The 13,518-nt window shown below is 66.8% G+C and carries 10 protein-coding genes; 6 read left to right on the top strand and 4 right to left on the bottom strand.

The features are described 5' to 3' along the window. Positions 1 to 25: 25 nt before the first annotated feature. Positions 26 to 1,831, bottom strand: a complete 1,806-nt coding sequence (gene edd, locus IM708_RS00710; RefSeq protein ID WP_209424381.1) for a phosphogluconate dehydratase — start codon at positions 1,829 to 1,831, stop codon at positions 26 to 28. Positions 1,832 to 2,073: 242 nt separating this feature from the next. Between edd and IM708_RS00705 the strand changes: the two genes are divergently transcribed. From IM708_RS00705 to IM708_RS00695, 3 genes are all read left to right on the top strand, one after another. After that, a complete protein-coding gene (locus IM708_RS00705; RefSeq protein ID WP_209424380.1) occupies positions 2,074 to 2,250 on the top strand; it encodes a hypothetical protein in 177 nt (58 codons plus the stop codon). Positions 2,251 to 2,365: 115 nt separating this feature from the next. Then, positions 2,366 to 3,568 carry a class I SAM-dependent rRNA methyltransferase gene (locus tag IM708_RS00700; RefSeq protein ID WP_209424379.1) on the top strand — a complete coding sequence of 401 codons (1,203 nt, stop codon included), beginning with the start codon at positions 2,366 to 2,368 and terminating at the stop codon, positions 3,566 to 3,568. Position 3,569: 1 nt separating this feature from the next. Next, positions 3,570 to 4,091, top strand: coding sequence for a PIN domain-containing protein (locus tag IM708_RS00695; protein ID WP_209424378.1), 522 nt, complete (start codon positions 3,570 to 3,572; stop codon positions 4,089 to 4,091). A 248-nt stretch (positions 4,092 to 4,339) separates the two neighbouring features. On the opposite strand, the gene IM708_RS00690 is transcribed toward IM708_RS00695, so the two are convergent. Beyond that, on the bottom strand, positions 4,340 to 8,527 hold the full coding sequence (locus tag IM708_RS00690; RefSeq protein WP_209424377.1) for a PAS domain-containing protein: 4,188 nt from the start codon (positions 8,525 to 8,527) through the stop codon (positions 4,340 to 4,342). A gap of 200 nt (positions 8,528 to 8,727) precedes the next feature. Between IM708_RS00690 and IM708_RS00685 the strand changes: the two genes are divergently transcribed. The 3 genes from IM708_RS00685 (at position 8,728) to IM708_RS00675 (ending at position 11,599) form a co-directional block, all read left to right on the top strand. Next, the gene (locus tag IM708_RS00685; protein WP_209424376.1) at positions 8,728 to 9,441 is read left to right on the top strand and encodes a response regulator transcription factor; all 714 of its coding nucleotides are present in this window, start codon (positions 8,728 to 8,730) and stop codon (positions 9,439 to 9,441) included. 146 nt (positions 9,442 to 9,587) lie between these two features. After that, entirely contained in the window at positions 9,588 to 9,779 is a 192-nt protein-coding gene (locus tag IM708_RS00680; RefSeq protein WP_209424375.1) for a hypothetical protein, read from the top strand. Then, complete coding sequence (locus IM708_RS00675; RefSeq protein ID WP_209424374.1) at positions 9,776 to 11,599, top strand: ATP-binding protein; 1,824 nt, start codon at positions 9,776 to 9,778, stop codon at positions 11,597 to 11,599. The genes IM708_RS00680 and IM708_RS00675 overlap by 4 nt, the downstream gene beginning before the upstream one ends. Positions 11,600 to 11,812: 213 nt before the next feature. Here the strand turns inward: IM708_RS00675 and IM708_RS00670 are convergent, their stop codons facing one another. Beyond that, a complete protein-coding gene (locus tag IM708_RS00670; protein ID WP_209424373.1) occupies positions 11,813 to 12,742 on the bottom strand; it encodes an endonuclease/exonuclease/phosphatase family protein in 930 nt (309 codons plus the stop codon). Positions 12,743 to 12,746: 4 nt separating this feature from the next. After that, positions 12,747 to 13,511 carry a 4-hydroxy-2-oxoheptanedioate aldolase gene (gene hpaI, locus IM708_RS00665; RefSeq protein WP_209424372.1) on the bottom strand — a complete coding sequence of 255 codons (765 nt, stop codon included), beginning with the start codon at positions 13,509 to 13,511 and terminating at the stop codon, positions 12,747 to 12,749. Between the last annotated feature and the right edge of the window lie 7 nt (positions 13,512 to 13,518).

Below are 13,518 nucleotides of genomic sequence, written 5' to 3'. Positions count from 1 at the left end.
TGTTGGGGCTACCGGAGGCAAGGGGTCAGAAAAGCGGGGAAGCACCTTTGGTTGCCGGGCCGGCGTGCTGGCGGAAAAGCCCGAAAAGCTCGCGCCCGATCCCGTGCTGGTTGGCGGAAAGATCCGGCACCAGCGGCGCACGGTCTTCCAGGCCGTCGACAAGCGCCTCCAGTCGACCAGTCACGGCATCGAGGCGGATCACGTCTCCGTCGCGCAAACGGGCAAGCGGACCGCCGGTGGCGGCCTCGGGCGCGACGTGGATCGCGGCGGGAACCTTGCCGCTGGCGCCTGACATCCGGCCATCGGTGACCAGCGCCACCTTCAGTCCGCGATCCTGCAGGACAGCCAGGATCGGGGTCAGGCTGTGCAACTCCGGCATCCCGTTGGCGCGCGGCCCCTGAAAGCGAACAACGACGATCGTATCTTTCGTGAATTCATGCGCTTGGAAGGCTTTCTTCACGTCGTTCTGATCGTGGAAGATGCGTACGGGTGCCTCGATCACATGCCGCTCCGTGGCGACGGCCGAGGTCTTGATGACGGCATCGCCCAGGTTGCCGGTCAGGTGCCGCAACCCGCCTGACGGCTGAAAGGGATCCGCGACGGGGCGCAGAATCCGGTCGTTCAGGCTTTCGCCCGACCCGGGCGTCCAGGTCAGGCCAGCTTCGGTCAGTTTCGGCTCCTCGGTATAGCGTGCGAGGCCCGGACCGGCGATGGTTTCGACATCGTCATGCAGCAGACCGGCCGAGAGCAATTCGCCGATCATGTAGCCCAGCCCGCCGGCGGCGTGAAAATGGTTCACGTCGGCAAGTCCGTTCGGATAGACCTTGGCCATCAGGGGAACCACCTCGGAAATCTGGGCAAAATCCGCCAGCTCCAGTTCGATCCCGGCGGCGCGGGCCATCGCTGGCAAATGCAGGACCAGGTTGGTCGACCCGCCGGTCGCCATCAGCCCGACGATCCCGTTGACGAAAGCGCGTTCGTCAATGATGCGGCCGGCGGGGCGGTAGTCGTTTCCCAGCGCGGTGATCGCAGCGGCGCGGGCGACGGCGGCTTCGGTCAGCGCGGCGCGCAGGAGGGTGCCGGGATTGACGAAGCTGGTACCCGGCAGGTGCAGGCCCATGAATTCCATCAACATCTGGTTGGTGTTCGCAGTGCCGTAGAAGGTGCAGGTGCCGGGGCCGTGGTAGCTGGCCATCTCGGCCGACATCAGATCGGCGCGCGTGGCCTGACCGGCGGCGAAGGCCTGGCGGACCTTCGCCTTCTCGTCGTTCGGCAGGCCCGAGGTCATCGGACCGGCGGGCACGAAGACCGCGGGCACATGTCCGAAGGTCGCCGCGGCGATGATCAGCCCCGGCACGATCTTGTCGCAGACCCCCAGCCAGAGCGCGGCGTCGAAGCAGTTGTGGCTCATCGCCACGCCTGCCGACAAAGCGATCACGTCGCGCGAGAATAGGCTCAGTTCCATTCCCGGCTGACCCTGGGTGACCCCGTCGCACATCGCCGGCACGCCGCCCGCGACCTGCGCTGTGGCCCCCGCCGCACGGGCCGCCGCACGGATCCGCTGCGGAAAATTCTCGAACGGCTGATGCGCCGAGAGCATGTCGTTGTACGCCGTCACGATACCCAGGTGGGGCGCGCGGCTTCCGGCCATGGCAGCCTTGTCGTCGCCCGTGGCCGCATAGGCATGCGCCTGGTTCGAGCACGAAAGATGGGCCCGCGCCGGCCCCGCCTCGGCCGCGCGGGAAATGCGGTCGAGATAGGCCTCGCGGCGGTCACGCGAACGGGTGCGGATGCGGTCGGTAATGGCGAGGATACGGGGATCGGTGGGCATGGCGTCCTTTCTGTCAGCTCTGCCCGGCAGCGGGCCGGTCCATCCCTTCTACATAGCGGATAGCGCTAACGCCGCAAGTGCCGCTACGTCAGCATTGCACCCGGCGCAAGGCGGGAATGCCGCTTTGGCTGGTGTTGTTTCTGCGCCGCGGCATTATCTTCGTTGCAGGTTTCACGGTGCCGCCGAGAGGTCTGCCAGACGGGCAGGCAGGCGCGCATCAAGGATAGCACAGGAGAGAAACCATGAACCGCAAGGACGCCTTTCACGGCGAAATCCACCATTACGACGTTGTCGACGTTGTTGCAATCGAGCGTCAGGCACGCGCGATGCAGGCCGAAGTGATGGCCGGGCTGATCCGCTCGGGCTGGAACTGGCTGGCCAACCGGCTGCGCCGTGCGCCCGCCGGGCACGCCGCCTGACCCACGACCAAAGCAGGCCCTCGAACGCAGCCCCGCGCCATTGGCGCGGGGTTTTGCGCTTTCGCCTGCTGGCTTCGGCGGGTATGGCAGGGCCAGACATTCCGGACGATTTGCCATGACCGACCCCACTGCCCCCCTGCCCCGGATCCGGCTGCGCCCCAAGGCCCAGGCGCGCGCCATCCGCCATGGTTTCCCCTGGGTCTACGCGGATGAACTGGTGCTCGACCGCCGGAGCCGAGCGCTTGCCGGCGGTTCGTTGGCCGTGCTGGAAGATGCCGAACGCGAGCCCCTGGGACTGGTCACGGTCAATCCGGCGTCGAAGATCGTCGCAAGGATGCTCGACCGCGATCCGCAGGCCAGCATCGACGCCGACTGGCTGCGCGTACGGCTGGAGCGCGCGCTGGAACTGCGCGCCCGGCTCTATCCGCAACCCTACTACCGGATGGTCCATGCCGAGGCCGATGGCCTGCCCGGTATCGTCATCGACCGTTTCGGCGACGCTGCGGTCATCCAGCCGAACGCCGCCTGGGCCGAAGCACGGATCGAGATGCTGGCGGATACGCTGATTTCGCTGACCGGGGTGAAGGTCCTGGTCAAGAACGGCACCGGCCGTGCGCGAACGCTGGAGGGCTTGGCCGAGGAAACCGTGGTGCTGCGCGGCAGGATCGACGCGCCTGTGCAGGTTCCCATGAACGGCGCGACCTATCTGGCGGACCTGACCGGCGGGCAGAAAACCGGGCTTTTCTACGATCAGCGTCCAAATCACGCCTTTGCGGCCAGTCTGGCCAGCGGTGCGCGGGTCCTCGATGTGTTCAGCCATGTCGGCGGGTTTGCCTTGGCGGCGCTGGCGGGAGGCGCCGAAAGCGCGCTGGCGGTCGATTCCTCGGCGCCGGCGCTGGAGCTTGCGGTGGAGGGCGCGCGCGCGTCGGGCGTGGCGGCGCGGTTTGAGACGCGCCGCGGGGATGCGTTCACCACGCTCGAGGCGCTGGGGGCGGAGCAAGCACGCTTCGATCTGGTCGTCTGCGACCCACCCGCCTTTGCGCCCAATCGCCAGGCACTGGAGGCCGGGCTGCGCGCCTACGAGCGGATCGCGCGACTGGCCGCGCCCCTGGTCGGCCGGGGCGGGTTTCTTGTCCTCTGTTCATGCTCGCACGCCGTCGACCTGGCCGCCTTTCGCACCGCCTGCACGCGCGGGATCGGGCGGGGCGGACGGGCTGGGCAGCTTCTGCACACAGGATTTGCCGGGCCCGACCACCCGCAACTGCCGCAACTGGCCGAGAGCGGGTATCTCAAGGCCCTGTTCTACCGCCTGGACTGAGATGCGGGTTCTGCTGGACACCTGCGTCCTTTACCCTGCGAAATTGCGCGACCTGCTGCTGGGACTGGCCGCACGAGGGCTTTTCACCCCGCTCTGGTCGCATGGCATCGCGGCGGAGTGGCTGCATCTGGTGGCGCGTCGCAACCCGGCGGAACACCCTTTGGTTGCGGGGCTTCTGACGAAGATGTCGGCGCGCTGGCCCGAGGGTCGCGTGAGCGCCGGCGCACCGGAAGCGCTGGACCTGCCGGATGCCGCCGATCGGCATGTCCTGGCGGCGGCGATCGCCGGGGATGCGGCGTTGATCCTGACCGACAACTGGCGGGACTTTCCGGTCTGGGCGCTGGATCCGCACGGCATGAAGGCGGTCACGCCGGACAACTTCGTGATGCAGCTCTGGCTGGACGCGCCCGATGCGGTCGCGTCCGAGGTTGCGGCGCTCTGGCCCGGAATGGCGGGGGCGGAGTTGCGCAAGGCGCTGCGCAAGGCGGGACTGCCGCGCCTGGGCAAGGCGCTGGAACACTGATTCCGCCGGAAATTGCGGCCGATTGGCCCCTGCGCGGGCAAGTGTTCGCATGCGAACACTTCTGCTACCTATTGACCAAAAACGATAAATTCGAAAAATTTACCTCATTGAAACTTTCTCGTAGCCCCTCGGTTGCGCCTGCGGCCGACCGGTTCCTGCCGCGCTCGCCGGCAGCGATAGACCGGCCTTGAGTGGGAAAGTCCCCCAAGGCGGCAACCCGCCGCCTCGTGCAACAGGCGCTCCGGCGATCAACCCTTCCGCGCTTCGCGCAGTCTTTCCGCCACCGTATAGATCACCTTCAGGAGTTCGCGCCGCTGGATGGGCTTCATGAGGTAGAGATCATCGATGCGCAGGCCGTTTCCATGGACCGCAGCCTCGTTCGCGTAGCCCGACATAAAGACCACCCCAAGTCCCGGGGCGCGCTGCTTGAGTTCCCGCGCCAGTGCCGGCCCCTGCAGCTTGCCGGGCATGACGACATCGGTGAGCAGGATATCGAACGCGCTCATCGACCTTTCGAAAGTCAGAAGCGCGGCATCGCCGGTGGCAGCCTCGGTGACGGAATGCCCGCGTTCGGTCAGGATGCGGGCGACCGTGCGGCGAACCGCATCCTCGTCCTCGACCAGCAGAATGCGCGCGCCATTGCCAGTAAAGGAATCCTTTTCATGCCACTGCGACGCGGCAGCATGCCCGGCGGCGTCATCCTCGGCCGGCAGCAGGATCTTCACGGTCGTGCCGACCCCCGGTTCACTGTAGATGCGCAGCGCGCCACCGGACTGGCGCGCGAAGCCGTGGACCATCGCCAGACCCAGTCCGGTGCCCAGATGCGGCCCCTTGGTCGTGAAGAAGGGTTCGATCACCTTCTCGATGATCTCGCGGGCGATGCCGGTGCCGGTATCGCTGACCGCCAACATCACGTAGCGCCCGGGGGCGAGTTCCTCGGCACGTTCGGTGACGTAGCTATCGCTCACGCGCATGTTGCCGGTCTCGACGGTCAGTCGGCCGCCCTGGGGCATCGCGTCGCGCGCGTTGACCACCAAATTTAGAAGCGAGCTTTCCACGAAGGTGGGATCCGCGCGGGTGTTCCAGAGGCCAGCCGTCAGGGCGGTGCGCATCTCGATGCTTTCCGGGATCGCGCGGCTGATCAGCCGGCTCATGCCGGTAACGACCTCGTTCAGATTGACTACCTTCGGCGCCAGATGCGACCGCCGGGCAAAGCTGAGAAGCCGGCGTGTCAGTTCCGCGCCGCGCTGGCAAGCCTGCACGATCTCGGTGCCGAATTCCTCGGTGCGGGCGGTGTCGGGGTCTTCCATCGCCAGTTCGGCATTGCCCATGATCACGGCGAGCAGATTGTTGAAATCATGGGCGATACCGCCTGCGATTCGGCCGATGGACTCCATCTTCTGGGCCGAGCGAAGCTGGTCTTCAAGCCTGCGCCGCTCGGTCACGTCGTCGAAGCTGCCGATGACGCGCAAGGCCCGGCCGTTCTCGTCCCGCAACGCGACGACGCGTTCTTCCACATGCGCCCAAGTCCCGTCACCGCGCTTCAGGCGATGGGAATCCCGCCAGCGCACGGCGCGACCGCGCAGGAACTCCTCGAACCCCTGCACGGTGCGCTGCAGATCTTCAGGATGTACCGCCTCGCGCCAGGGCGAAGGAACCGGGTGTTCGCCCACCCAGCCCTGGCCGAAATACTTTTCGATTCCGTCGCTGAATACCATCGTGTTGCTGTCGGGATGGTATTCCCAGACCGCATCCGCCGACACCTCGACGATGGCGCGCATCCGTGCCTCTTCCCGATGCAATTCGGTGACGTCGAGAATCATGCCGACCAGCCGCGCCGGCCGCCCGGTCGGACCGTCGACCGCCACCGAACGGCTGATCACGTTGGACAGGCTGCCGTCGGCGCGATAGAGCCGAAAGGAGACTTCGTGCAGTTCGGGAAAATCTTCACCGCGACGGAGGGTTCGCGCGCCGTCGATGAGGATATCGCGGTCCTCGGGGTGGACCTGCGCGATGAAATTGCCCGAGTTGCCGGGAAATTCCGAAGGGTCGTAGCCGTAGCGGTCCATCACCGCGCCGCTCAACTGCAACCGGTCGCTGGCGATGTCCCAGTCGAAGACCACCTCGCGCGAGGCCAGCGTGGCAAGGCGCAGACGTTCCTCGCTCTGACGTTGGGCGGTCAGGTCGACCAGCGCGGCGAAGGCGCGCCGCACGGTCCCGTCGCGCGCGCGCAGGACGATGATGCGCTCCTGCACGAAGGCCCAGCGGCCATCGCCGCGCCGCAAGCGGTACTCCAGAATCGCGCTGTCGTCGCGGCTTTTCAGAAGCGCGAAGAACCCGTCGACCGCGCGCTTGCGATCCTGCGGATGCATGTTCTCGATCAGCGGCGTCGGGATCTCGTGCGCGCCGACGAGGTCGATCCCGAAGACCGTGCGGAACCCTTCGCCGAAGATGATCAGGTTGCAATCCGGATCATACTCGAACACCGCGTCCGAGGCGATCTGGACCAGGGCGCGCTGACGTTCGTCTTGGGCGCGTTCCGTGGTGACATCGACCATGACCCCGATCATCCGTCGCACCTTGCCGTCCCGGTCACGCAGGACACGAAACCTGTCCTCGACAACGGCATAGGTGCCGTCGGCGCGCCGGAAGCGATACTCGTTCTTCATGTCGTCGATGGCGCCCGCCTCGACCGGCGCGATGGCGGTCACGACGCGTTCGCGATCGTCGGGATGGATCAGGTCGCTCCAGCGCGCGCCCATCCGCGACAGCACCTCGGGATCGTGGCCGTAGCGCAGGCGAAAGCCCTCGCTGCACCAGGTCTGGCCCGTGAGCGCGTCGTGGTCCCAGATCACGTCACTGCACAGATCGGCGACGACGCGCATCCGCTCTTCGCCATGAACCTTGTCGGTGATCTCGTTCAGGCAATGCACGACGCGGTTGGGCGGCCCCTCCCCCATGCTGAAGCCCAGGCGCTGGACCACATGGATCGGCCGGCCGTCGGCGCGCCGGACCAGGAGTTCGGTGGGCGGCGGCGCGGTGCCGTTCACGAAGGCCACCACCTCGTTCAGGAAGCTTTCGCGCGCGGCCGGCTCCTCGAACCACTGCTGGTGAATGCGTTCGATATCCTCGGCGCTGCTTGCCGCGAAGATATCGAACGCGGTGGAATTGGCGGAGGCGACGGCGGGTTTCTGCTGCAGATCGTGCAGAAGCTCCGGATGGGCCTCCAGATGCGCGCGCAAATCGGTGATGCCTTCCGCGGTCAACCTGTCGGCCAGGGCGCGCACCGCGCTCCAGTCTTCCTCCCAGACGGCGACGGGCAGCATTTCGAGCAGTGAACGATGCCGTTCCTCGCTTGTGCGGAGGGCGGCTTCCGCCTGCTTGCGGTCGTCGATGTCGATGCCGACGCCGTTCCATTTCACCAGGTGCCCGTCATCGTATTGCGGCCGGACGGCAACCTGATGCCACCGGTACCCGGAATTGACGATATCGCGCAGCCGCACTTCGATATCGAGGGGGCGCGGCGCGTCGAGCGATGAAAGATGCAACTCCTTGACCCGCGCGCGATCCTCCGGATGCAGCGTGTCGATCGCGGCGGCGGTGCTGGTGCGCTCGACCGGCAGCCCGGTCAGATCGTGGAAGGACTGGCTGACGAAGTCCAGTTCGCCTGTGCGATCGACGGTGAAAACGATGACCGGCAGGGCCTCGGCCAGCGCGTGGCGCAGGCGGTGCTCCTCTTCCAGATTCCGCGCCGCAAGGGCGATCTGCGGCACCAGCCCTTCAATCCGGGCAAGGTCGATCATGGTCCCGAGCATCCGCACCGGACGCCCCTGCGCATTGAGCTGTATCTCGCCGCGCTCTAGAACATGGGTCGCGCGACCGTCGGCCCGCATGAGGCGGTAGGCGCCGGTCCAGCGCCGGCCTTCCGGTCGTGCGAGTATCCGGTTCAGGGCGTCGCGCATGCGCGGGCGATCTTCCGGATGCACAAGCGCAAGCCAGTCCGCGATCGTCTTGGGCAAGGACGCCAGGTCGAGCCCGAAGCGCGCGCAGGCTTCCGGCGACCAGACCAGCTGATCCGCGGTGATGTCCCAATCGAACGCGACATCCTCGTTGATCGCGGCGACCTTTGCGGTCAACATTCGATCGGTCGTCGCGACTGCAGCCGTCGCGCCCAGCAGCACGGCCGCACTTCCCTGCCACTCGATCGATGTCGAGGTGACGTCCAGCTCGATCGACCGGGCATCCGCCTGGTCCACCCGCAGTCGCGTCGCACCCCGGCTCAGGCCAAGCGCGGACGGCGGCCGTAGCCTGAGATCCTCGCAGGACGCGCTCATCAGGTTGCAGGCAGCGGGGTTGGCGTGAAGGACCTGCTGAAATCCCGGATCCAGGATCCAGACCGGATCGACATGTCGGTCCACAAAGGCCTGAAACGTCATCGCGATCCCGCCCCGAACCGTACAAGCAGCAACGATATCCTGAAGTTATGCTACCCTGCGTTGTGCATTGAAACAATCCATTATTCAGGATCGACCGGAAAACACACATTCAGACCTACGTTTTTTCGCCGCAAGGGAAGTCTTGCGATCACATCTCATGCGATTATGGTGACGCCTGCGTTCAACCTGCGGGGTCCGGCGTGCAACCGACCGTGATGGTCCTAGACGACGATGAGGCAGTGCTGCGCCTGGTCGAGACCGCCCTTGCGGAGGAGGGTTGCACCGTCGTCTGCGGATCGACGATCGGATGGGCGCGCGCGGCACTTCAGAGCCGGCATGTCGATCTTTGTATCGTGGACCTAGATCTTCCCGACGGCAGCGGCCTGACGCTTGTCGAGGACCTTCGCCAGCGGGCGGGAACAGGCATCATCATCCTGACAGGACGCACCGACGAGATGGATCAGGTGCAAGGGTTTGAACTGGGCGCAGACGATTATATCGCCAAGCCTTTTCGCTTGCGGGAATTGCGCGCGCGGGTGAATGCCGTTCTGCGCCGGACCCAGCCGACGCGGATACAAACCGATAATTCGGTGCCGGCCCCCGACCATCGCTTCGGAAGCTACCGGGTCTTCCTCGGGGCGCGTCAGGTCCTCGATGCGAACGGGAACGAGGTGGCGCTGACCCCGATGGAATTCGACGCGCTGGTGGCGTTCCTGCACAACCCGAACGCGGTGCTGAGCCGTGATCAGTTGATGACGGCCATCCGCGGGCGCGATTGGTTCAGCTATGACCGCTCGATCGACGGGCTGGTGAGTCGGCTGCGCGCCAAGCTGCCCGCCGCGGAGGGCCAGCGGCCCCATATCGCCACGATCTATGGCGTCGGATACTGCTTTCGCCCGGTCGAGAGCGGCTAGAAAACGCATCGGATGCGTTGACGGGGAACTTTTCCACAGGATCTGCAAATTTCGTGCAAGGTGTTGGTCTAACGGTTTTTCCATGCGGAGGGGCGGCGAGCGTCCCCGACCGCGCCTACCCGTGTTCCGGCGAACGGAGTGAACGAATGGAAAGACACCGCTGGATGGTCGGGCACATGATTGCCCTGATAGCCTATTGCGAACGCGAAGGGCTTGACGATGTATCGGGTCCGCTGGCCGAGGCGATGGAAAAGATCGCCCCGTCCTTGCGCGCCGCGACAGGTGGCGCGACTCTGTTGCACATGGCCTCGCACAGGGCATCGCTGGCCGCCGAATGAACATCAATCAGAAATTCGACGCCGGGCCGCAACGCGACCTGGCGCGGATTACGGTTTCTCTGCTCAACGATCTGGTCGCCGCGCCATTCGATCAGGCCGATGCGGCGGCGGATCGGGCCATCAGGGTGCTGGGCGTCGCCGGCGGGTTCGACCGGACCTATCTGTTCGAGATCCGCGATGACACGCTGCTTGACAACACCCATGAATGGGCCGCCCCCGGCGTTGCGCGGGTCATGGAAAGCCTGCAGGGCGTGCCGATCGGGGCGCTGGGGTCCTGGCTGGACGACTTCAGGCGCGACCGCAGCGTCGAGATCGAGCAGGTCGCCCATCTGACACCCGAGCATCCGGCGCGGCAGATGCTGATCGAACAGGGGATCAAGTCGCTGCTTCTGGTTCCGCTGCTGGGCGATGGGCAACTGTTGGGCTTGCTGGGATACGACGCCGTGCGCGCGCCGCGCCGTCTGAACCGGGACGAGGTCTTTCTGCTGCGCTGCGCATCGAACGGAATCGCGGCGCTTTTCGCACGTCGGCGCGCGGCCGCGGAACGCGATCAGGCAACTGCGAAGCTCCGTGCGGCCTTGCTGGAGAAGGATCGCGCCGAGAAGCGCTTTCACGACGTCGCCGGCATGGACGTGTCCGAGTTGCGCCATGCGCTTGAGCGGGCGGAAGCCGGCAGCCGCGCCAAGAGCGTGTTCCTGACCGCGATGAACCGCGAGATCCGCACGCCGCTCAACGGCATCCTTGGTGCCACCGAACTCATGCAGGACCTGGTCGAATCGCCGCGCGCGATGGAATGGCTGGGGGCGATCCGCGATTCCGGTGAGGCGCTGATGCGCATGCTCGACGATCTGCTCGACATTTCCGACCTCGAAGCCGGGGCGCTGGTGCTGCAGGATGGAACGCTGAACCCGGTCGAGCTGGCGGGGCGGCTGGAGCCGATCTATGCGCTGCGCGCGCAGGATCGCGGGCTCGAATTCGCGGTGCGCGTCAAGCCTGCCGCGATCGGGCCGCGCCGCGGCGATGCGGCGCGGCTGATGCAGATCCTGCACCATCTGCTGGGCAACGCGCTGAAGTTCACGCCCAGGGGAACCGTCAGCCTGCAACTGGAGGTGCCGGAGCCCGACTGGATGCGGATCACCGTGGGCGATACCGGCATCGGCATGGATGCCGATGAGCTGGATCGTGTCTGGTTGCCGTTTGAGCGCGCGGGGTGCGCGCGCGATCGCCTGCAACCTGGACGTGGCCTGGGCCTGACCATCGTGCGCAGCCTGGTGTCGGTCATGGGCGGCAGGATCACGATCCAGAGCCAACCGGACGCGGGCACGCGTGTTGTCCTGGACCTGCCGCTGCCGCGCTGCCATGCGGCCGACGCCGCCCTGATCGCGGCGCAGCCGGTTTCACCGCGCAAGGACCTCTTGCGCGGGAGGAGACCCTGGGCGGCGTTGTCGGTGCTGGTGGCGGATGACAATTCGATCAACCGGCTGATCCTGAAGTCGATGCTGGAAGCCATCGGGATCCAGGCGGATATCGCGAACGACGGGCACGAGGCGGTGGCGCTGTGGCGAACGCGCCGGCATGAGCTGGTCCTGATGGACATCGCGATGCCCGGCATGGATGGCCTGTCGGCGCTGACGGCCATCAACGACTGCGCGGACCGGGACGGGCATCCGCGGCCCGCGGCGGTGGCGGTTACGGCGAACGCGCTGCGCCCGCATCTGGACGACTACCTGACGGGCGGGTTCGACCTCTGTGTCGCCAAGCCGGTACGCCGCGCCGAGCTGGAGGCCGCGATCGCGGCCTTCTGGCCGAAAGGCGACTGACGCCGCCAGCGCCCCATCGACCTTTCTTACGGACCCAATACGACGCCGACGCGGCAGGGTGTGCACGCGTGCACGCTTTCGCAAGACATTGATTAATATACATAGTCAAGCTCCATTAACCGCAATGAAACTTTCTCCCGCCCCCGGCGCGGAGTCGCGAAAAACGGCGATCGTGCGGGCTGGTCGTGCATCCGACCACGGGCACCAGACCGATCAGGCGCCCGGCAGTTCGAGCATCAGCAGCGCGTGGTCGCTGGCGTGGGGCCGGTGGTGCCCGACCGCGTCGAGCCGGGGGCCGGCGTGGCGCCGCGCCTCGGTGCCGAGCCCTTCGCGCAGCGCTTGCGGGCGGGCAAGCGGCCAGCGCGCGGCCAGCGCCGGAGCGGCCAGCATGGCATCGGGGCGCGCGTAGGTCCGGCCATCGGGCGCAAGCCAGGTCCAGCGGTCCGGCAGGGACATCCGCGCGACGAGGTCTACCGCGAAATCGGTGACAAGCGGGGCGATCGCGCGCTCTGCCCTCGGCTCGGACGACGGTTCGTTCAGATCGCCGAGGATGAGCCACAACGCCTCCCGGTCGCCGCCGAAGCGCGCCTCCACCAGTTGCCGCAGGGCCAGAGCCTCCAGCCGGCGCTGCTGCCATGCGACATCAGCATCTGGCCATGGCGCCTTGAAATGTATCGCGAAAAACGAGACGTGACCCGCGCTGAAACTCAGGCAGTCGCGGCAGAAGGCGGGCCGATCCTTGCGTGCGCCGGGATGTTCGTCGAGGCCCAGATCGCGGGGTCTCAGGGTTGCATGGCTGACGACATCTTCCAGCGGCAGACGCGACATGACGGCCAGATTGCGCCCGCCGTCGTTGCCCGGCAGGCAGACGCGATGCGGCCAGGGCCGCGCGCCGGTCTGGCGAAGCAGATGGTCGTGGAAATAGTCGAGCGTCGCGGCGTCGAAGACCTCTTGCAGGCAGACGATATCGGCATCGGCCTGAGCCAGCACCGCCGCGGTCAACCGCCGGTCGGCGAGATCGAGCGCCATGCCTTCGGGGGTGGCATCCTGGGGCATGTCACCGTCGCGCGCGCCATCGAAGCGCGGCTGCCCGCGCGACTGGCGTAGTCGCAGGTTCTGGACGTTGAAGGTGGCGATGCGCATTGCCCTAGCGAAACGTGGCCGAGAGCGCGCGCAGCGACCGGGCCAGCACCACCACATCGATCCCCACCGCCACGAAATTCGCGCCGTGACCGATCCAGTGGCGCGCCTCCGCCGGGTCGAGCGAGAGGATGCCGGCCGCCACGCCCGCCTTGCGTATCCTTGCGATCGCGTCGGCGATCGCCTCCATGACCTCCGGCGCATACGACTGGCCCAGAAACCCCATGTCCGCCGCCAGGTCCGCGGGACCGATGAAGACGCCGTCGACGCCCTCGACCGCCAGAATCGTATCGAGCGCCTCGAGGCCGGCGCGGCTTTCGACCTGCAGCAACAGGCAGACCTGGTCATCGGCGCGGGCAAGATAGTCCTCCGCCGCCGAGAACCGCGAGGCGCGGGCCAGCGCCGCCCCGACCCCGCGCACGCCCGCCGGCGGATAGCGGGTCGCGCGCACCAGCGCCTGCGCCTGATCCGCGCTTTCGACCATCGGGATCAGCAGGGTTTGCGCGCCGATGTCGAGCGCCTGCTTGATCATCCAGACCTCGCCCACCGGCAGCCGCACCACCGGGGCGGACGGCGCGGCAGCCAGCGCCTGAAGCTGCGCCAGGATCGAGCGCAGATCGTTCGGCGCGTGTTCGCCATCGATCACCAGCCAGTCGAAGCCGGCGGTTCCGGCGACCTCGGCGGCGTAGGGGTCCGCGAAACCGAGCCAGCAGCCGATCAGCGTCCGGTTCGTGCGCAAGGCGGCCTTGAAGGGGTTTACGGGCGTCTGCATGGAGTCC

This window comes from Pararhodobacter sp. SW119, from assembly GCF_017811755.1.
GTDB lineage: Bacteria > Pseudomonadota > Alphaproteobacteria > Rhodobacterales > Rhodobacteraceae > Pararhodobacter.
Note: the sequence above shows the minus strand (reverse complement) of the source record. Positions and strands in the feature narration are given on the sequence as shown.